This window comes from Bacillus nitratireducens, assembly GCF_001884135.1.
Classification (GTDB): domain Bacteria; phylum Bacillota; class Bacilli; order Bacillales; family Bacillaceae_G; genus Bacillus_A; species Bacillus_A nitratireducens.
This window is the reverse complement of the sequence record NZ_MAOC01000037.1, coordinates 76,561-97,495: the sequence shown is the minus strand read 5'-3', so window position 1 is coordinate 97,495 and position 20,935 is coordinate 76,561. Positions and strand designations below refer to the sequence as shown.

The following is a 20,935-nucleotide window of genomic DNA, read 5'->3' as shown; positions in this document are numbered from 1 at the left end:
GAAGCCCGCTTTGCTAAGACGGTAGCAAAGCGGGCTTCTGTCGTTTATAAGGCGAAGAATAATTGTACCCAGTAGTATAAGAGGAATAATGTGACGGCTGTTGTGAGTGGGATTACGATGAGAGATACGCTTAAATAATCTTTCCACTTCACTTTAATTTTATTTTGTCTTAGGATATACATCCAAATGAGGGAAGCTAGCGTACCGATTGGTAATAATAGTGAACCGATGTCACTACCAATGATATTTGCGAGATAGATAGTTTTTAATGTGACTGGATCTAGGCCCATTTCTGTTAACGTAATGGTACCGATCATAAGTGCAGGGTGATTATTGAAGATGTTAGAGAGGATAGATACAAGTCCGCCCATCGCAAAGCTTGCATAGAGTAGATGCTGACTTACAACTGGCTCAAGCCAACTTACAAGTGCCGCTGTTAATCCTGCATTGTGAAGCCCGTAAATAATTACATACATAGAGAAAGCGAAAATTAAAATGTGCCACGGTGTCTTTTTCAAAATATCGACTGGGTTTGTTCGTAAGTAGTACCATCTCCAGATGAGAAGAACGAGTGAACCGAGTACAGCAACAATTTCGATTGGAATCGATAAGAAGGATGCAACGAATAGAAGACAGCGCATAAGGAAGACGAAGCCTAATACTTTTAACATGAATTTTGTACGTTTTTGTTTCGTATCAACAGAATTTTTTCCTTTTAACGGATGGAAGTTTTTCGTGAAGAAAATTTCTTCGATATCATATGAAGAAACAGGTAATCTTTCCGGGAGTTTTTTCTTTAAAACTGTATACATGAGCCATGACATAAATAATAAACCTAATGTTGCAGGTACAAACATCATCGCTGTGTGCATATAAAGAGTCATATGAACGATATTTAATGCGATTAAGTTTACGATATTACTTACACCAATTGGTGCACTAGATGCAGTGGCGATTAAAGCGCCGCTTAATAAATAAGGGATTTGTTGATGAGGTTTTAATTTAAGGTTTCTCAGGAGTAAAATTAGGATTGGTGTTGTAATTAAAATACTACCGTCGTTATTAAATAAAAGAGTCATAAGAAAACAGAGTAATTGAATATACCAATATAAACGGCGACCGGATCCCTTTGCTAAATTTGCAAGTTTCGCTGCGGCCCAGTGGAAGAAGCCGAAGCTTTCTAATATAACCGCCATAACGATGGTCGCTAATATTGTTATGGAGGCTCCTCCTATTTTACTAATAATATCTATGACGTCAGGTTTTGATACGAGTCCCGTAATGAGGATGATACCAGCGCCGATTGCTGCTGGCCACGCTTCATTTAAACCACGGGGTCGCCAAAAGATAACAATCATCGTTAAGAAGAATACAATAATAGTAATCCATATTTCAATGCTCATATTCTGCCTACCTTTCTATTTTTCCTTGAGAAAATGTGGCTTGTCTCAAGGTTATATTGGTAGTATATTCAGTAGGAAATAAGAGGAACTAGACATATAATGGAATGGAGTGAATATGTGTTTTTTGAGCTATAGGACAAGTATAAGTGGTAGTGTAATAACTATTAGGATAGACGTCTAATAAATGAGGGGCATTCTATGTACGAATGCCCCTCGTTTATCCCGCTATTTGCCGGGCAACAAGACTCCCACCTCAAAATTCGGCTGGAGCAAAGAAGTTAGGTGGGAGCCCTGCTGCACGTAAACGCCCGATTGGTGCGGGCTAATAATCAGCGGGGGATGAACAAAAACCCCACTGATTAAAGTTTCACTTTATTATTTTTCCTTCAAAAAGGTTCGATCCTTCAAGAATAAATTCCAGAAGAAAATGAATCCGGGTAGTAAAATTGCAATTCCGATTGCGTAAAGAATAAGAAGTGCATAGAATGTTTCGACCGTCGTAAAGCTTGTAAATACAGTTACGTCCGGGTAAATGATATACGGTAAATGGGCGACGCCGTAAGCGTAGCTTGCAAATGCATATTGAGCGACGACGGCTAAAACTGCAATACGAGGAAATCCTAGTGTGCCATACTTCTTATTTGTCCACCAAAGGGAGGAGTATCCGATAACAAATAAAACGATAGAGACTGTAAACCATGGGAATTGCTTTATTAATCCTTGCATAAGCCAGTGTGTTTCAGGGTCCATTACAACGAGGGCAATAATAGCGGTGACGAGCGTTGCCGGACCAAGTATGATGGCATTTCTTCTATAAATTCTATATGCATCTTCTGAACCTTGTTCTCTCGCAAAATCAGCAAGAAAGAGAGATGATAGAAATAGTTCCGAAGTTAGTCCAAAGAGCATATAACAATAAATAACAGGACTAGAAAGAAGCTTTCCGTAAAGGAGCACTTCTTTTCCTTCAGACATCGTAATATAGGCACCTTCTGTAACGGGTAGAACGGTAATTAATAGAGTTGGGATTAAGAGCCCAGTAATACCTGAAATAATCCGAAGAAGGTGTTGGTACTTTGGCAGGGAGTAAGCAAATACCATAAATGTACTGCGAATCGCAACGAGTACTAAAATTAACATAACGGGTACGAACATAACGGTTGCAAGGGTAAAGGCCGCTTTTGGAAAGAAACCGAGAAAAGCGACAACGACAAAGACAAGAAACGTATTTGTTACTTCCCAAGTTGGTGATAAGTACCGATTAGCAAGCTTGGCAGCGAGCGTCGGATGTTTAGCGTATACCATGCCCCAAAAACCAGCTCCAAAATCAATGGACCCTAGTATGCTATATACGAAAATAAGAGCCCATAAGATGATGATTGCAATGCTTTCCTCATGCACGAGAATCGCCTCCTTCGTGATGTAAATCATTCTTTAACGGATGTTTCTTAAAGAATGTCCGTAGTACAAAGACTGTTAAAATACCGAGTCCAATATATAAAATGATGAATAAAACAAATAAAGGACCGACGAAATCAGCGCGTGTAGAAGCATCTACCGTGCGTTGCATGCCATAAATTGTCCATGGCTGACGACCACTACAACTAAAAATCCATCCAAATTCAATACCGAGCAACATAACGGGTCCACAGGCGGCAGCTCCCCAAAGAAGCCACTTCGGTAACTCTACTCCTTTTTTTCGGTAAACAAAGTACCAATATAAGAGGGCAATAGCTGCAACTGCAAAGGTAAAGGCAGCGGTGCCGACCATTAAGTTGAACAGTGTATGTGTGTAAAATGGTGGCCATGTTTCTTGTGGAAATTCCTTTAGACCTTTTACAACAGTGTTAGGGTCTAGTCCTACTAATAAGCTAAGCATGTTCGGGATTTCGAGTGCATAATTTAGTTCAAGTGTATTCGGATCCACAACCCCGCCAATCGATAAAGGAGCGTGTGATGTCGTTTCAAACAAAGCTTCAGCAGATGCTAGCTTTTCGGGTGAATGTTTATGTAAGGCAATAGCAGATTCGTGTCCTGAAATCCACATCGTAGCACCTGTAATAAATGTAACGACAAGCCCTAATAGTAATCCTTTTTTATGGTAAGCAATTTCACGTGCACTTAAATTTTTCTTTAATAATTTAAATCCAGCGATAGAAGCGATAACAGCTGCTCCGGCTGCATAAGCTGTAATAACGACGTGGAATGCACTTGTGCCAAAGCTTGGATTAAAGAAAGCTTTCCACGGATCAACGTTAAAAACTGAGCCATCTGGCCCCATTGAAAAGCCCGCAGGTGTATTCATCCATGTGTTTGCTGATGTAATAAGCACGGCGGATGCAGTGGCGCCAATCATAACGAAAAATAACGAGATTAACCTCATAAATGGAGGTAATTTATCAGCTGCATATACATAAATAGACATGAATAAAGCCTCTAAAAAGAAGGCAAAAATCTCAATTTGAAACGGTACGGAAATAACTTGGCCAACAATTTTGGCGAAACCAGGCCAAAGAAGTGAAATTTGTACACCAACAATTGTTCCAGTTGGAATTGCTACACCGAGAAGGATAGCAAAAGCCTTCGTCCATCTTTTTGCCATAATGGCATAGTCGGAATCTTTCTTCCAGTGATAGAGTATTTCACTTATAAAAATCATCAATGAAAGTCCGACTCCAAGTGTTGCAAAGATAATGTGGAATGCTAGTGAAGAACCAAAAAATGCTCTTGCTAATGTTACGGTATCCATATGTATACTCCTCTTCTTTTTGCCATTATTTTCTGATTGAATTGGAAGATTTATTCAATAAAATGCCAAAAATATATATGCATTAAAAAAAGGGAATGTGTTAATGTGATTTTTTGAATATTCAAAAAATAAAGAAATGTATATTAGGTAATATTTTGTTTGTTTTTTAGAGAAGAATATTTTATAATCTTTTATGCGAACATAAGTTCTTTTTTGTGGTTGAAGAAGTTTATGTGAAATGGGGAGGGTGTTTTATGTATCCTGAAGTCATTAAAAAGATGGCATTTTCAAAAGAGCATAGAGATTTATTATTAAAGTTATATAATAAAGAAATTACGCGTCGTGAATATGATCGACTTGTGGAATCGCTATATAGACCTTCTAAAGAGGATTGTGAGGGGTAATGCGAAAAAGACAATCTAAAGGATTGTCTTTTTTATATTCGCGTATGTTCTGATAACATTAAGGTTAGCCTTACTAAGGAGGTGAAAAGTTTGCGGAAACGTTTATATATAGGGATTGGGGTTATTCTCTTAATCGCTTTAGGAGGAATTGTATTTTGGTCGGCCTTACAAGGAAGCCGTACAGAGCATTTTATTTTAAGGCATATGGTAAATGAAAATGGAACACTTGCAACCTACCGTTTAGCAGATACAAAGGCAGGAACAGGTGAGGCGAAAGGCCGTGAAGCTTTATCAGAATCGGCAGGACTATGGTTACAATATACGCTCGATAAAGATGATCAGTCACTATTCGATGAACAAGTAAAGGTTATTCAAAATAATTTTGTACATAAGGATCACATCGTTTTATGGAAAATCTCTGAAAAGGGAGAAATGCAGTCAGCCACCAATGCACTTATAGATGATCTTCGTATTATTGAACAATTATATCGTGCTTATGAAATGTATAAGGAAGAGCGCTATAAAAACCTTGCTGATCAATTGAGCAATGCTGTACTTCGTTATAATAAAAAAGATAATTATTACGTGGATTATTATGATGCAGATGCAGGTCAACAAAATAAATTTACAACAACATCTTACATAAATCCTCATGCATTCTCTTATATGAAAAAGTACGGAAAAATTTCTGCACAGCAGTATCAGGAAGTTGTTCAGTTTTTAGCACATTATCCGAGAGAGGGTTGGGCATTTCCGAAAGAGTATAAAGAAGATGGTACATTTACATACGATAAAGAAGTGAATCTTATTGATCAATCCTACGTTGCGTATCATCGTAGCTTAGGCGGTCTTTCATCAGATGCTTATTTGGAATTTATAAAGAAAAAATTCCATGAGGACGGAAAGTTATACGGTCGTTATAACTTAGAAACGGGAAAACAAACTGTAAACTATGAATCACCAGCATCTTATGGATTAACAATTTTGTACGTATTACAAACAGGTGATATAAAGTTTGCGAAGGAATTGTATGAAAGGATGACTACATTCCGAAATGATAATGTATTTAGTAGATATTATGGTGGATATGTAACTGGTGAGAATAACAATACGCATATTTTTGATAATGTACTACCACTTTTAGCTGAAATGGAATTAGATAAGAGTAAGAAATAAAAGGTGCCACCCTAGGGATATGGCACCTTTTATTTGTTGATAAATCGTCGATATAATTTCATGGCCTAATATTGGAGAAGTAATCAATCACGAATTCACGAAATTGCTGGGCAGTTTTTGATAAGTAACGTTTCTTCGACCAACTTAAGCCGATGGTTCGCTCGCAATTAGGTTCAATAATACGTAACTTATTAGAGGCTAAAGTGGAGTTTTTTAATAAAGTTAAACTTGGGACAAATGCGATGCCAAGACCTTGCTTAATAAGATCGCTAATAACGGTTGGTTCATCTACTTCAAAAGCGATATGCGGAGTGAAACCAGCTTCTTTACAAAATTCATCTGTTAAGTGCCGAAATCCGTAGCCAGTGTTCATACTAATAAAAGATTCGTCTTTTACTTCATGTAGATGGACACTTTCCCGGTTTGATAACCGATGGCCTGAAGGAACGACTAAGAAAATTTCTTCTGTAATAAGTGGTTCCCAAACGATCTCCTCGCCTTCAATTGGTACAGAAGAGATACAAAAGTCAATTTCTATATTATCTAGTTGCCGTTTCATAGAAGGAGTAGACGCGAGAAATTGCTGGAATCGAACGTTAGGATGTTCTAGTAAAAAAGAACCGAGTAGTTCTGGTAATATTCGCGGAATAGAAACGGCTAGCGTAATAGAGCCTTGTTGTAATGCAGCTAAATCTTTAATTTCTCGTTCCCCTTCACTTAATTCATGAAAAATACGTTCTACTCGTTTTAAAAATACTTTTCCGAAAGAGTTTAATATAATCTGTCGACCTTGGCGATCAAATAATGGGACGCCTAAGTCCTTTTCTAGTCTAGCGATTGTTTTGCTGAGTGAAGGCTGCGCGATATGCAATTCTTCAGCTGCTTTTGTCATATGTTCTAATCGTGCGACTGTCTGAAAGTATTTTAGTTGAAGAAGTTCCATTTTGACTCCCCTTTCTATAGACCAAAAAGAATGAATTGATAATTAAAGATGTATTATACAGTATGTAAAGTGACGTGTATAGTAAATCTGTTAAACCATTCGAAGGGTGTTAAATTAGAAGAGGGAGTATGTTTCATGAAGGGAATTCAACTTATATTTAAAGATTGGAAGGCGATGTGGAACCATAAACATGGACGTATCGCTTTAATTTTTTTGTTAATCGTTCCTTTAATTTATTCAGGATTCTTCTTAGCTGGATATTGGGATCCATACGGACGATTAGATAAATTACCTGTTGCGGTTGTGAATTTAGATAAGGGTGCTGTAATGGATGAAAAAACAATTCATGCAGGAGACGATTTCGTTAAAAATTTAAAAGAGAATAAGGAACTGGCTTTTCATTTCGTATCAGAAAAAAATGCTGATGAAGGGCTAAAAGAAGATAAGTATTATATGGTTGTTACGATTCCGGAAGATTTCTCTAAAAAGGTAAGTACACTTATGGATGAGAAACCAGAGCCGGCACAATTGCAGTATAAAGTAAATCCAGGTAAAAACTTTGTAGCAGCTCAAATTGGAACGACAGCTGTTGAAAATATGAAAACAAAAATCTCAAATAGTATTACGAAATCTTATACAGAAGGTGTCTTTTCAAAGTTTCAAGATTTGGCACAAGGGTTGAGTGATGCAAGTAATGGTGCTGAGAAGTTACATGAAGGAACGACGGATGCCAAAAATGGAGCGGATCAGCTTGCAGATGGTATTCATCGTTTAAGTGACGGGACAGTGAAGTTGAAAGAAGGAAGTGGTAAGCTTGCCTCTAGCCAATCGGCGTTAACAGGGGGAGCAAATGAGCTTAGTCAAGGAGCGACATCACTTCATAGTGGTATGGAGTTACTAACGCAAGGTGAAAAAACTTTACAATCAGGAGTTAGTGAATTAAGTGCCGGTACAAATGAATGGGTGAACGGAAGTGAGAAGCTTGCTGAAGGGCAAGTGAAAGCGGACAATGCAGCAAATAGTGTAAAACAACAGTTAGAAGAGTACGCAAAAAGTCATCCAGAAGTGCAGCAAGATCCTACTTTTCAAAAAATCGTTGCTACTTCTAATGGATTAGCTAAAGCAACAAATACTTTGAATAATAGCCAACAACAATTGACACAAGGCGTGAAGAAGCTTGCTGACGGTCAGTATAAAGTTGAAGAAGGCATGAATACATTCGGAGTTAAGTTAAATGAAGCTACTGCTGGAACGAAAAAGATAGCAGATGGCACTTCGAATTTAGCTGATGGATTTGCGAAGTGGGGGAATGGATTTACTTCTCTACAAGAAGGTGTAAATCAGTTTGCGAGTGGTGGAACGGAGCTAAATAACGGTGCTGAGAAGTTAACGAATGGACTTGTTAAACTTGACGAGGGTGCGAAAGAACTTTCCACGAAATTGGGAGAGGGCGCAGAAAAGATAGCGGATGTTCGCAATGATGATGCACGCAATACGATGTTCTCAGAACCAGTTCAATTAGTGAAGTCAACAGTTTCTGACGTGCCTAACTACGGTTCAGGTATTGCACCATATTTCTTATCGCTTGCATTTTATGTTGGCGGAATTATGGCATCGAATATTTTACCTCTTGGCCGTAGACAGAATATGAAGGTAAGCGGAACGGTACATTTTGTTAATAAACTAGGGTTGGTATATTTAATTGGACTTATTCAAGCGCTACTTGTGGATGTGGTTGTGCTAGGCGTTATGAAATTAGAAGTTGCAAGTGTGCCGCTCTTTGTTTTATCTAGTATTGTTATTTCCTTTACGTTCATGACATTCATTCTTATGTTAGTGACGGTATTTGGTCTTGTTGGGAAGTTCGCAGCGGTAACGCTCCTTGTCTTGCAATTAGCGACGAGCGGAGGTACTTTCCCAGGAGAATTAAACATAGCTGTTCTTAGCAAAATCGGACAGTTTCTCCCAATGTCTCATTCTCTTAGAGGATTACAAGATGTGATCTCTTTAGGAGATTGGTCGCAATTACAAATGCAAATTTTAATATTGTTATGTTACCTCGTTGTTGCTGGAGGAATTGCTTGGATTACGAGTCATATACAACATAGAGAAACGAATACAGAACAAGTTTCTTAAAATGAAAAAAGCTATCCGATTTTTCCGGATAGCTTTTTCTTATTTCTTTTCCATAACTGCAAAGTAATTATTTTCATTATCAGCAAAATTGAAGGCTCTACCAGTAGGTAAATCTACAACTTGTCCAACTGTGACATTTTTCTCAGAAAGATCTTTATATAGTTGATCTAAGTTATTAGAGAAGAACATTAGAGACGGTGTATTTAAGTTTAATTCAGGTTGCCTCTTCGCGATTAACGCTTTATCGTGAAGGACAATGCTTGTTCCAGCTTCTTTTGCCGGCGCAATTTCAATCCAGCGAAATCCTTGTCCGTTATTTTCTTCCGCAACGATTTGGAAGCCAACTGTTTCTGTCCAGAATTGTACTGATTCATCTTGATTATTTACATATAACATAATTTGTCCGATTTGATTAATCATAGGTGTCTCCTGCTTTCTTTTCTTATATAGGTATTATTATATCAAAGATATGGTTTGAATACTTTTTCATGATTCTTTCGAATGGCAATCTTGGCCCATTTCATATTTGTCGTAGGGGAAGGCCCTGTAATCCAAGTATGAAATGGTAGTATGCTGCAAAGGACCATTGCTGAAATAGAGATTGTGGCGGTTAGTATAAATAATAATAGGCTATATACTATTGTGTTTTCTTGCAATGTGAATAAAGAAAGAAATTTTGTACATAGTTGTAAGAAGAAAAAATGAGCTAAATAAGCACCATACGTGTAATTCCCAATAAACCGTAAAGCTTTATATAAGAAACCGCGTCGCTGTACAATTGTAATAGATAGCACGTATAGTATGATAATTTCGCATACGATATATAGAAACATAGATGGTTTTAAATAAGTAGAAACAGTTAAATGAATAGAGTTCACGCCATAAAAACTAAATAACTCATAATTGATAAATAAAAATAAAATAAAGAATAAGATTGTTATAAGCGGGATATGTTTCATGACGAATAAACGCCAAGTTTTTAATGCGACAGCAGCTATTCCTCCCATGACGAAATAGAATGAGTAGAAGAAGAAGGAACGATCTGTATAATGTAAAATGGTTGAGCTCGTCAATTTCTCTCCATTAAAAATGTAGTGAGAAGAGTACCACATTAAAAGGAAATATAGGCAAGCGAAAATGGTCATATATTTGTATATGTCTTTTTTATTTTCTGTTCGTTTTTGAAACCAATAAAATAGTGTGCACAGCAAAGGGAACAATAAGTGAATTTGGAACATCATAATAACGTACCAAAGATGAGGTGCAGCCGTTCCGAGTAATAAACTTTTTATTCCGCTTTGTAGTGTAATCATATCGTTTGTTGTTAATAAGTAAAGAATAGACCAGAAGAAATAAGGAATGAGTAAATGTGCGGCTTTTTCATAAATATATTCTGTGTAGGCTAGTTGCTTTGTATATTGCCGAATTAAGTGAAAGCCGACGATAAATATGAATGCAGGTGCTGAAAATTTTGCAAGGTTGAATAGCATGCCCATAATGAGGGATTGCTCGAGTAAGACATTTCCTTGATTCATTGTATATAATAAGGAACTTTGCAAAACGACAGCAAGAAATGCAATGCTTTGCAAAACTTTAAATTCTGGTGCGCTTTGAGTCATTGTGTCCATCTCCTTTTCCATACATGATTATAGTACGGAGAATGGATAATAGGTGTGGAATATTTGTGAAGATTATAACAAATTTGTGGCGGGATGGGATTATATTAACGGTTTTGCTAATATATCTATCACAACTTCAAATATATCGATTCACTGACAAATGACAACAAAAAGAGGATGCTCCTAACGAGCATCCTCTTTCTATATATTAAGCAAATTTATTTTTGATCCAGTTTTTACCTTCTACAAGGCGAGCTGTCATTACGGCACAAGCGTTATCTGCTGTTACGTTTAACATCGTCGCAGGAGGGTCAATGATTGTACTAATTGCTGCGATAATTGGCAACGCTTCTGGCGGGAATCCGTATAGAGAAACGATTAACATTTCACCAATCATACCTCCGCCCGGAATAGCACCCATTACTGTTCCTACTAATAGAGAAACGACAAGTGCGATTGCCAATGTTTTCGGTCCTTCGAATTCCATGTTGAAAATACCGAATAAGAAAGCAATTTTTAATACGCCGCCTAAAACAGATCCGTCTTTATGAAGTGTAGACCCCAGAAGGACAACTGTTTCACGAACGTCAGAAGAAATACCCATTTTCTTCGTTGCTTCTAAGTTAGCTGGAATACTTGCGGCACTACTACAAGTTGCAAGAGATGTAACTGTAGGAGAGACCATGTTCTTCCAAAATATTTGTACACCTTGTTTACGACCTGCAAGGTACGCATAGAATGTAAAGAATACAAAGAAGTAAATAAGAGAAGCTGGATAGTATACCATTGCTGCTCGGAAGTAAGTTCCAAGAAGTTGCGGTCCGAATTCACCAACTAATGCTGCGAAGTAAGCAGCTAGTCCGATTGGAGCGTAGTACATAATGAAAGATACAACTTTCATTGAAATTTCTGCACCAGCTTGTAAGAATGTAGCGAATGGTTTCCCTTTTTCACCAACTGCTGAAGTTGCAATCCCCATTAAGATAGAGAAGAAAATAAGGGCTAACATGTTCTCACGAGATAGTAACTTTGAAAAGTCTGATACTGTTAGGATACCAACAATTTGATCAGCAACACTAACTGCTTTTTCAGCTTTATCGGGCTGTGTTAGTTCTAATACAACACCTTGTGCTGGCGGGAATACTTTCACGATAATAATCATAAAAATAGCAGCTAAAATACTTGTAAATAAGAAAGTTCCAGCCATACTAGACATAATTTTACCGAAACGTTTTAATCCATCCATATTAGCAATAGATGACGCGATGCTAAAGAATACTAAAGGTACAACAATCGTAAACATTAAGTTTAAGAAAATGTCACCAAGCGGCTTTAAAGCAACTGCATCGGCACCCATGAAATAACCAATGAAACCACCAATTAGGATAGAAGATAATAAAATAAGTGGAAAGCGATATGCCTTCATAAATAAACCCTCCTATCGATTATAAAAAAAATCATACTGAATCATTATAGCGAGTTAGAGACGTCTTTACTAGGAAAATGCGATAGATGGAATAGCGTGAAAACCAAGAAATTTTTGTTTTTAAGCTCGGCATACAGTTAGAAATCTAGACATATATATTTGTAACCTAGTGGTGGCAAGGGCTGCATCATAAATTAGGCGTAGAAAAAGGGGGAGGGAAGCGGGATGAATATTTTGCTTTGCTGTGCAGCGGGAATGTCTTCCAGTTTGATAGTTACAAAAATGGAGAAAGCAGCACAGACAAGGGGGATAGAGGTAAAGATTTGGGCTGTATCAGGTTCAGAAGTACGAAATCATATTGATGATGCAGATGTACTTTTACTTGGGCCGCAAGTACGCTATTTATTACCGAAAATGAAAGAATTATGTAAAGAGAAGGGAATACCTGTTGATGTAATTCAATCCGTCCATTACGGGCTTTGTAATGGAGAAGCTATCTTACAAGCAGCTTTGTCAATGAAACCATGAGGAGAGTGGGATAGATGATAGGGTTTTTAGAGAAATATGTGATGCCAGTGGCAGGAAAGGTTGCAGAACAGAGACATTTGCAAGCGATTCGTGATGGAATTGTTTTAACGATGCCTTTCTTGATTATTGGTTCTTTTTTTCTAATCATTAGTGCTCTTCCGATACCCGGGTATAATGATTTTATGGCAGGAATCTTTGGGGAGAATTGGAATGTAGCATTAGGGTACCCAGTGGGGGCTACTTTTAATATAATGTCTTTAATAGCTGTTTTTGGAATCGCTTACAGATTGGGCGAATACTATAAAGTAGATTCGTTAGCATCTGGTGCATTATCACTTGTGACATTTTTACTTGCAACACCATTTCAAGTTGCATATATCGTACCAAGTACGAAAGAAAGTATACTGATAGATGGAGCAATACCAGCTGCGTTAATGGGAAGTCAAGGGTTGTTTGTAGCGATGATTATTGCAATTATATCTACTGAAATTTATCGATTCGTTGTACAGAAAAAGATGATTATAAAGATGCCAGAGACAGTTCCGCCAGCAGTAACGCGTTCATTTGCTGCGCTTATTCCAGGCTTTATTGTTGTGACGGTTGTTTGGATCATTAGATTAATTTTTGAACATACGACTTTCGGTAGCATCCATAATGTTATAGGAAAGCTTTTACAGGAGCCTCTTAGTGTACTTGGGGCTAGCCTTTGGGGTGCGGTAATCGCAGTTATCATTGTCCATGTACTTTGGGCGTGCGGAATTCATGGAGCTGCAATTGTTGGTGGTGTAATGAGTCCGATTTGGTTGTCGTTAATGGACCAAAATCGAATTGCTTTTCAGGCTGGGCAAGACGTACCGAATACGATTACTGCACAGTTCTTTGACTTATGGATTTATATGGGCGGTTCTGGTGCAACACTTGCTTTAGTTGTAGGAATGTTATTATTTGCACGAAGTCAGCAATTAAAAAGTATCGGACGATTATCAATTGCGCCAGGTATTTTTAATATTAATGAAATGGTGACTTTCGGTATGCCGATTGTAATGAACCCACTTTTACTTATTCCATTTATATTGGTGCCAGTCGTGTTAACGGTTGTTTCTTATTTTGCAATGGAATGGGGATGGGTTGCACGTCCGAGCGGAGCTGCTGTACCTTGGACTACACCTATTCTTTTTAGTGGATATTTAGGATCAGGCGGGAAAATTTCAGGGGTTGTTTTGCAGCTAGTTAACTTTGCACTTGCATTTCTTATTTATTTTCCATTCTTAAAGATATGGGATAAACAAAAAGTAGCGGAAGAAAAGGGGGAGTAAAGAACTAAAATGGATACGATAGAGACGAAAGCTTTTCACTTAATTTTGCATGGTGGTAATGCGAGAAGTTGTTCAATGGAAGCAATTGATTGCGCAAAGCGCGGTGAATTTCAGGAAGCGGAAGCGAAACTACAAGAAGCTTTAAATGAATTGCAAGAGGCGCACCGCTTACAAACAGAGCTCATACAGAAAGAGGCTGCCGGGGAAAAAACCGAAGTTACCCTGCTAATGGTGCATGCACAAGATCATTTAATGAACGCAATTACAGTGAAGGAATTGGCGAGTGAGTTTGTAGAATTATATAGGAAGATGTCAGTAGCTGAATGAACCTTGCTTATGCAAGGTTTTTTTATGTTTTTAAAAGAGACAGTTATGACGAAAAGAGGGCCACTTACACAGAATTGTATGTGTTATTTCCAGGTTTATGTAAAAATGAAAGGGCAAAGTGAGCTTCATTATATGGTTTATGATGACTTTATATTGGAAACGAAAAATAGCAAAATTAAATCATCAATTAAGATGAATAAACTATGTATGTGTGTGTACCATCAGTGGAGTGTTATAAGTTACACTGATGGTATTTTTATATTAACGAGCCTCCTTCTTTATGGGGAAATGGGGATGATAACTAATCGATAGTAACGAATTCTCCTACACCACGAATTAATTTTTTTATATGCATGCGTTCTGGTTTTAATACGCTTATTATAGAATCAATGGCTTTTTGAGGATCAACAGATGTACCACAAGTATAACAATCAATAGCTGCAAATTCCTTTTCAGGATAAGTGTGAATAGAGAGATGGCTTTCTGATAATAAAATTAATACCGTAACTCCATATGGGTGGAATTCTTTGTTACTTACATTTAAAACGTGAGCACCAGAGCGATTCGCAGCAGCAATTAAATGATGCTCTAAAAAATGAATATCATTTAATAGAGAAAAATTTACGCCCCATAAATCTACTATTATATGCCGACCAAACGTAGAATAGTCCATATATTTGTATCCTCCTTGTTAAAACTCCATTTCTATTTGGTAGCACTGATGTAGGGTAAGGTCAGATTCTGAATTTAAAACGGCATTATTACGGTGCTCTAACTGTTCTTCTTTAAATTGAAATAAAGGAGCAAGAAGAGAAGGTAATGTTCGAGGGGATGGTACTACGTATAATTGTTCAATTTGATCGAGTACAAATGAGGAGTTAGCAGCAATATGAAATCCCCAGTCAGTTCCGAAAGAAGGAACAATTGTATGATAGCTTTTTACAATTAATCCGGCATTTTCAATTGTGTTACCAATACTCCAATATACAAGGGGTGCATCAGCGGGTGAATTAGATTGGCAAACAAATGCACCATCTTCTGTTAAGAATGTAGCTATAAGGGCAAAGAGTTCGCTTGTATATAAAGTGCTTAATACTTCTGTCGCTGGATCAGGAAAATCAATAATAATTACATCATATAAAGAGGAAGGAGATTTCAAAAATTCTTTCGCGTCACATACATGTACATTTGCACGATCATCAAAAAATGCCTGTTGATTTAAAGAAACTAATTCTGGAACATTGCGAGCCATCTTAATCATTTCTTCGTCTAAGTCGACGAGGTCTACATGGGTAACCGTTTCATATTTTAAAACCTCTCTTAAAGCAAGACCATCGCCACCGCCTAATATGAGAACACGCTTTGGATCTATTACCTTTGACATAATCGGGTGAACAAGTGCTTCATGATAGATTTGCTCATCGACGGAACTAAATTGTAGTTGTTTATCCAAATATAGACGAATATCGCTTACTTGGAGTAAATCAATGTTTTGATAATTGCTTTTTTTTTCAAATAAACTTGTATGTTCACCAGCTTGTATTTCTTTTAGCGAAATTTCATCCCATATATCTAAGCTGTGCGAATCTGTGGGTACTATTATTACATTTTCCGATTGTACTTGCTTATCCTGTTTATCCTGTTTATCCTGTTTATCCTGTTTATCCTGTTTATCCTGTTTATCCTGTTTATCCTGTTTATCCTGTTTGTCCTGTTTGTCCTGTTTGTCTTGCTTATCGTGTTTATCTGGTTTACCTGGTTTATCTTGTTTGTCTTGTTTGTCAGGTTTGTCTTGTTTGTCAGGTTTGTCTTGTTTGTCTTGTTTGTCAGGTTTGTCTTGTTTGTCAGGTTTGTCCTGCTTGTCAGGTTTGTCCTGCTTGTCAGGTTTGTCAGGTTTGTCCTGCTTGTCAGGTTTGTCAGGTTTGTCCTGCTTGTCTTGTTTGTCCTGCTTGTCGTGTTTATCTTGTTTGTCAGGTTTATCTTGTTTGTCTTGTTTATCTTGTTTATCTTGCTTGTCTTGTTTATCTTGCTTGTCTTGTTTATCTTGCTTGTCCTGTTTATCAGGTTTGTCTTGTTTATCTTGCTTGTCGTGTTTATCTTGTTTGTCGTGCGTATCTTCAGTGTCCTGTTTGTCTAGTTTATACGCGTCGGAATTTAATTCAGAATCCTCTTCACGTTTATACCATTTATTTTGAAACTGTATTCTATAAATCTTCATTCTATTCTTTTTTCTATGCTTTGGCATTGGGATCCCCTTTCAAAATACTTTATTTTATTCTATTCTATGTAATTCAATAGAGTTTGACTGGACAATAGCTAGACGAGTGTCTTGAATAGGTATTTGTTTTTGATTTGAGTCGAAATATTATATTTTTCTCTATTATATTTTCACGTTTTTAAAAATTTTTAGTGTTTTTTTGCTTTAAACACAACTAGACAACTAAACACTAATCTATTTTCATACAGTTATGTGTTAAAAGCGTGTTGTTTTATAACACACTGTGTGTTTTTTGAGTGACACACTGATTGAAAGCGGTAACACACAAATAAATTGCTCGAAAAAACGCTGATTTTAGGCGTTTTAAAAAGTTGGCACGCTAATTGCATTAATAAATAGCGTAAAGAAAAATAAATAAAATATAAATTTTTTATACTACACAAGGGGGATTTTCAAATGAATATTTTATTATGTTGCTCAGCAGGGATGTCTACAAGTTTACTAGTTACAAAAATGGAAGCGGCTGCAAAAGCTCGCGGTCTAGAAGGAAAGATTTGGGCTGTATCTGGGGATGCAGTAAAAACAAATATCGATCAAGCAGATGTATTATTACTAGGACCACAAGTTCGTTACATGCTTTCTTCAATGAAAACGCTTGCCGATGAGAGAAATGTTGGAATCGATGTTATTAATCCAATGCACTACGGCATGATGAATGGAGAAGCAGTTTTAGATCACGCGTTAACACTTAAAAAATAATTAGGGGGGAAGCGAAATGCAAAAATTTATTGCATTTATGGAGAAGTATATTGTTCCTGTCGCTGGTAAAATCGGATCGCAACGTCACTTAGCTGCGATCCGTGATGGATTTATTGCAGTTATGCCACTTATTTTAGTTGGTGCACTGGCATCACTAATTAATGGTTTTCCGTCTGAAGTTTTCCAAGATTTCATGAAAGGTTTGTTTGGTGAAACGTGGAAACAAGTTGGCGGTGGAATGTGGACTGGTTCTTTCGCAATTCTAGCACTAATCATAGCATTTACAACAAGTTATAACTTAGCAAAATCTTACGGCGTTGATGGTTTGTCAGCAGGTATTATTTCATTTGGTGCGTTAATTATTCTTACGCCAACAACACCGAAAGAAGGCGGATTGAACTTAGCTTGGACAGGTGCACAAGGGCTATTCGTAGCAATTATCGTGGCACTTCTTGTTACTGAGGTATTCCGTTTCTTTGTACAAAGAAACATTACTTTTAAAATGCCTGATGGAGTACCACCAGCAGTTTTAAGATCTTTCGCAGCTATAGTTCCAGCATTTGTTATCTTAACAGTAGTTGCAGGTATTCAATTAGCAGTGAAATTAGCTGGTACAAGTGTTCATGAATTTATTTTTAATACGATTCAATCACCACTGCAAAGTTTAGCAGGGACATTACCAAGTGCAATTGTCATTGTAATCCTTGTTCATCTTCTTTGGTTCTTCGGTTTACATGGGCCAAATATCGTTGGTGGTATTATTGAGCCATTATACTTACCGGCATTAGAGAAAAATATGAAGTTATTCCAAGGTGGTACATCTGCATTTGATGTTCCAAATATTATTACAAAACCATTCTTTGATACTTTCGTATATCTTGGTGGTTCTGGTGCAACATTAGCATTCTTAGTAGTGGTATTACTTGTAGCAAAAAGTGCACAATTACGCGGTGTATCTCGCTTATCAATTGGACCTGGTGCATTTAACATTAACGAACCAGTAATCTTTGGTACACCAATTATTTTAAATCCAATTTTATTCTTACCGTTTATTGTAACACCAATTGTATTAGTAATTACTTCCTATACAGCTATATCTATTGGATGGGTACCAAAAACAGTTGTGATGATTCCATGGGCAACACCACCAATTATTAGTGGTTATCTTGTAACAGGTGGACATCTTTCAGGTGCAATTCTACAGTTATTCAACTTTGTAATTGCGATGGTAATCTACTACCCATTCGTTGTATTATGCGACCGTTCTGTTGTTCGTACTGAAAAAGCAGCAGCACAAGGAAATAATAACTCTGTACCGATGTAACACAGTGATTGTTCTCACAGATAACACTATCTGTGAGAACAATCACCTTTATATCATGTTCAAAAAGATGAAACACATCTATAAGAACACTAAACTATCATTAATAAAATAATAATTTAATAGAAATGTTCAAACTGAAGGGGTATTTAAATCGGTTGAACCATAATAGAGAGGGCGGTAATTATGATGACTACAGCAGAACAAATTCCATTCCAATTGATTTTAAATAGTGGTAACGCACGAAGCTTTGCAATGGAGGCACTGCAATTCGCTAAACAGGGGAAAATGGCGGAAGCAGATGAAGCGATGGTAAAGGCGAAAGAAGCGATTAATGAAGCGCATCATTTCCAAACAGAGCTCATACAATCAGAAGCAAGAGGAGAAAAAACAGAGATTAGTGTTCTTTTAATTCACGCACAAGATCACTTAATGAATTCTATTACAGTAAAAGAATTAGCAGCAGAGTTTATCGACCTTTATAAAAAGCTTGAAGCGAAAGGGGAATAAAGCATGACTGGAATTAAAATTGCTACAATCGGCGGTGGATCTAGCTATACACCAGAATTAATTGAAGGATTTATTAAACGTTATGATGAGCTTCCTGTTCGTGAAATTTGGTTAGTAGATATTGAGGCAGGAAAAGAAAAGTTAGAAATCGTTGGTAACTTGGCGAAACGTATGGTGAAAAAATCAGGTTTACCAATTGATATTCATTTAACGCTTGATCGTCGTGAGGCATTAAAGGGTGCTGACTTCGTAACAACACAGCTTCGCGTAGGTTTATTAGAAGCACGTGCAAAAGATGAAGCAATTCCATTAAAATATGATGTAATCGGTCAGGAAACGAATGGTCCTGGTGGTTTATTTAAAGCACTGAGAACGATTCCTGTAATTTTAGATATTTGTAAGGACATGGAGGAGCTTTGTCCAAATGCATGGCTTATTAACTTCGCAAACCCAGCAGGTATGGTAACAGAAGCAGTCCTTCGTTATACAAATATTCAAAGAGTAGTTGGTCTATGTAACGTTCCAATCGGAATCCGCATGGGTCTTGCAAGATTACTTGAAGTAGATGCAAGTCGTGTCCACGTTGATTTTGCAGGTTTAAATCATATGGTATATGGACTAGACGTATATTTAGATGGCGTAAGTGTAATGGATCGTGTGTTAGAGCTTGTAACAGATCCAGAAAAGCAAATCACGATGGAAAATATCGCTGCGCTTAACTGGGAGCCAGACTTTATTCGCGGTCTTCGTGCCATTCCGTGTCCATACCATCGTTACTACTACAAAACACGTGAAATGTTAGAAGAAGAGAAAGAAGCTTCGATTGAAAAAGGTACACGTGCAGAAGTAGTAAAACAATTAGAAGATGATTTATTCGAGTTATATAAAGACCCGAACTTAGATATTAAACCACCACAATTAGAGAAACGTGGCGGCGCTTATTACAGTGACGCAGCATGTAGCTTAATTACGTCTATTTACAATAATAAAGGTGATATCCAGCCTGTTAATACACGAAACAACGGAACAATTGCAAGCTTACCACATGATTCAGCTGTTGAAGTGAACTGTATTATTACGAAAGAAGGTCCAAAACCAATTGCAGTTGGAGATCTTCCAGTACCAGTTCGCGGTTTAGTACAGCAAATTAAATCATTTGAGCGCACAACAATTGAAGCTGCTATTACAGGGGATTATCATAAAGCGCTGCTTGCTATGACAATTAATCCACTTGTACCATCAGATAAAGTTGCAAAACAAATTTTAGATGAAATGTTGGAAGCACATAAAGAACATCTTCCACAGTTCTTCAAAAAGGTAGAGAAATAAAAAGCGGCGCTATTTAGCCCGCTTTTTTTAATTCTAGTAGGAGGTATTACGATGATTAAGTTAATTGTAAATGCAGATGATTTCGGTCTTACAGAAGGTACAAATTACGGAATTATTGATGGACATATAAATGGGCTTGTAAATTCAACGACGATGATGATGAATATGCCAGGGACAGAGCATGCGGTACGCTTAGCAAAAGAGTATGAAACGCTAGGAGTAGGAGTTCATCTCGTATTAACAGCAGGAGAACCGCTGCTTACAGATGTACCATCACTTGTAAGTAGCCACGGAGCATTTCATAAACAAAGCATCGTATGGGGAGGAAATATAAATCCAGAAGAGGTAGAAAGAGAATGGACGGCTCAAATTGAGAAGTTTTTATCTTACGGATTAACACCGACTCATTTAGATAGTCATCATCATGTACATGGGCTACCAATCTTGCACGATGTTCTTGAGAGATTAGCGGCTAAGTATAATGTTCCGATTCGTCGTTGTGAGGAAGATAGAGCGGTGTGTCCGTTTTCAGATGTGTTTTACAGTGACTTTTATGCTGATGGTGTAACGGATGACTACTTTGTGAAGTTAAAAGAAAGAGTACAAGATGAACAAACGGTAGAAATTATGGTCCATCCAGCTTATATTGACCCAGAGCTTGTGAAACGTTCTTCTTACGTAATGGATCGTGTGAAAGAATTGCGTATTTTAACGGAGAGCGAGTTGCCTGAAGGAATAGAGCTTGTGAAGTTTTAATAGAAAAACGACGGC

General features: G+C 37.3%; 20 protein-coding genes. 11 read left to right on the top strand and 9 right to left on the bottom strand.

Annotation, left to right across the window (positions count from 1 at the left end; genetic code table 11):
- Positions 1-44 precede the first annotated feature (44 nt).
- The 3 genes from BAU23_RS14055 to cydA form a co-directional block, all read right to left on the bottom strand.
- Positions 45-1,403: an arsenic transporter gene (locus BAU23_RS14055; RefSeq protein WP_016130880.1), complete on the bottom strand. Its 1,359-nt coding sequence runs from the start codon at positions 1,401-1,403 to the stop codon at positions 45-47.
- Positions 1,404-1,778: 375 nt separating this feature from the next.
- Positions 1,779-2,804, bottom strand: coding sequence for a cytochrome d ubiquinol oxidase subunit II (locus tag BAU23_RS14050; protein WP_071734672.1), 1,026 nt, complete (start codon positions 2,802-2,804; stop codon positions 1,779-1,781).
- Positions 2,797-4,152, bottom strand: a complete 1,356-nt coding sequence (cydA, locus tag BAU23_RS14045) for a cytochrome ubiquinol oxidase subunit I (RefSeq protein ID WP_000381947.1) — start codon at positions 4,150-4,152, stop codon at positions 2,797-2,799. The genes BAU23_RS14050 and cydA overlap by 8 nt, the downstream gene beginning before the upstream one ends.
- Before the next feature lie 254 nt (positions 4,153-4,406).
- Here cydA and BAU23_RS30205 point away from each other — a divergent pair, with 254 nt between their 5' ends.
- Together BAU23_RS30205 and BAU23_RS14035 are read left to right on the top strand one after the other, a co-directional pair.
- The gene (locus tag BAU23_RS30205; protein ID WP_071734671.1) at positions 4,407-4,556 is read left to right on the top strand and encodes a hypothetical protein; all 150 of its coding nucleotides are present in this window, start codon (positions 4,407-4,409) and stop codon (positions 4,554-4,556) included.
- 90 nt (positions 4,557-4,646) lie between these two features.
- Positions 4,647-5,732 carry a transcriptional regulator gene (locus BAU23_RS14035; protein ID WP_071734670.1) on the top strand — a complete coding sequence of 362 codons (1,086 nt, stop codon included), beginning with the start codon at positions 4,647-4,649 and terminating at the stop codon, positions 5,730-5,732.
- A gap of 58 nt (positions 5,733-5,790) precedes the next feature.
- Here the strand turns inward: BAU23_RS14035 and BAU23_RS14030 are convergent, their stop codons facing one another.
- Complete coding sequence (locus BAU23_RS14030) at positions 5,791-6,675, bottom strand: LysR family transcriptional regulator (protein WP_071734669.1); 885 nt, start codon at positions 6,673-6,675, stop codon at positions 5,791-5,793.
- 135 nt (positions 6,676-6,810) lie between these two features.
- Between BAU23_RS14030 and BAU23_RS14025 the strand changes: the two genes are divergently transcribed.
- Positions 6,811-8,811, top strand: a complete 2,001-nt coding sequence (locus tag BAU23_RS14025; RefSeq protein ID WP_071734668.1) for a YhgE/Pip family protein — start codon at positions 6,811-6,813, stop codon at positions 8,809-8,811.
- A 39-nt stretch (positions 8,812-8,850) separates the two neighbouring features.
- Here the strand turns inward: BAU23_RS14025 and BAU23_RS14020 are convergent, their stop codons facing one another.
- The 3 genes from BAU23_RS14020 to BAU23_RS14010 all read right to left on the bottom strand — a co-directional run bounded on the left by BAU23_RS14020 (position 8,851) and on the right by BAU23_RS14010 (position 11,856).
- Positions 8,851-9,231, bottom strand: coding sequence for a VOC family protein (locus tag BAU23_RS14020; RefSeq protein ID WP_071734667.1), 381 nt, complete (start codon positions 9,229-9,231; stop codon positions 8,851-8,853).
- A gap of 41 nt (positions 9,232-9,272) precedes the next feature.
- On the bottom strand, positions 9,273-10,430 hold the full coding sequence (locus BAU23_RS14015; protein ID WP_071734666.1) for an acyltransferase: 1,158 nt from the start codon (positions 10,428-10,430) through the stop codon (positions 9,273-9,275).
- A 208-nt stretch (positions 10,431-10,638) separates the two neighbouring features.
- A complete protein-coding gene (locus BAU23_RS14010; protein ID WP_000649358.1) occupies positions 10,639-11,856 on the bottom strand; it encodes a dicarboxylate/amino acid:cation symporter in 1,218 nt (405 codons plus the stop codon).
- A gap of 225 nt (positions 11,857-12,081) precedes the next feature.
- Here BAU23_RS14010 and BAU23_RS14005 point away from each other — a divergent pair, with 225 nt between their 5' ends.
- From BAU23_RS14005 to BAU23_RS13995, 3 genes are read left to right on the top strand one after another with little or no spacing between them, the layout of a single operon-like run.
- A complete protein-coding gene (locus tag BAU23_RS14005; RefSeq protein ID WP_001023562.1) occupies positions 12,082-12,384 on the top strand; it encodes a PTS sugar transporter subunit IIB in 303 nt (100 codons plus the stop codon).
- A gap of 14 nt (positions 12,385-12,398) precedes the next feature.
- Entirely contained in the window at positions 12,399-13,700 is a 1,302-nt protein-coding gene (gene celB / locus BAU23_RS14000; RefSeq protein WP_071734665.1) for a PTS cellobiose transporter subunit IIC, read from the top strand.
- A 9-nt stretch (positions 13,701-13,709) separates the two neighbouring features.
- Positions 13,710-14,027 carry a PTS sugar transporter subunit IIA gene (locus tag BAU23_RS13995; RefSeq protein ID WP_000379630.1) on the top strand — a complete coding sequence of 106 codons (318 nt, stop codon included), beginning with the start codon at positions 13,710-13,712 and terminating at the stop codon, positions 14,025-14,027.
- Between the two features lie 301 nt (positions 14,028-14,328).
- Here BAU23_RS13995 and speD read toward each other — a convergent pair whose 3' ends face one another.
- Positions 14,329-14,700 carry an adenosylmethionine decarboxylase gene (speD, locus tag BAU23_RS13985; RefSeq protein WP_071734664.1) on the bottom strand — a complete coding sequence of 124 codons (372 nt, stop codon included), beginning with the start codon at positions 14,698-14,700 and terminating at the stop codon, positions 14,329-14,331.
- 18 nt (positions 14,701-14,718) lie between these two features.
- Positions 14,719-16,272, bottom strand: coding sequence for a polyamine aminopropyltransferase (locus BAU23_RS13980; RefSeq protein ID WP_071734663.1), 1,554 nt, complete (start codon positions 16,270-16,272; stop codon positions 14,719-14,721).
- A 429-nt stretch (positions 16,273-16,701) separates the two neighbouring features.
- Here BAU23_RS13980 and BAU23_RS13975 point away from each other — a divergent pair, with 429 nt between their 5' ends.
- The 5 genes from BAU23_RS13975 (at position 16,702) to chbG (ending at position 20,920) form a co-directional block, all read left to right on the top strand.
- Positions 16,702-17,004, top strand: coding sequence for a PTS sugar transporter subunit IIB (locus BAU23_RS13975; RefSeq protein ID WP_001023569.1), 303 nt, complete (start codon positions 16,702-16,704; stop codon positions 17,002-17,004).
- A gap of 16 nt (positions 17,005-17,020) precedes the next feature.
- Positions 17,021-18,328: a PTS cellobiose transporter subunit IIC gene (gene celB / locus BAU23_RS13970; protein ID WP_001168835.1), complete on the top strand. Its 1,308-nt coding sequence runs from the start codon at positions 17,021-17,023 to the stop codon at positions 18,326-18,328.
- A 183-nt stretch (positions 18,329-18,511) separates the two neighbouring features.
- Positions 18,512-18,835, top strand: coding sequence for a PTS lactose/cellobiose transporter subunit IIA (locus BAU23_RS13965; protein ID WP_000989054.1), 324 nt, complete (start codon positions 18,512-18,514; stop codon positions 18,833-18,835).
- 3 nt (positions 18,836-18,838) lie between these two features.
- Positions 18,839-20,164, top strand: coding sequence for a 6-phospho-beta-glucosidase (gene celF / locus BAU23_RS13960; protein WP_000145740.1), 1,326 nt, complete (start codon positions 18,839-18,841; stop codon positions 20,162-20,164).
- A gap of 51 nt (positions 20,165-20,215) precedes the next feature.
- Positions 20,216-20,920 (top strand): chitin disaccharide deacetylase, encoded by a 705-nt coding sequence (chbG, locus tag BAU23_RS13955; protein WP_000593464.1) that lies wholly within the window; start codon positions 20,216-20,218, stop codon positions 20,918-20,920.
- Positions 20,921-20,935 lie beyond the last annotated feature (15 nt).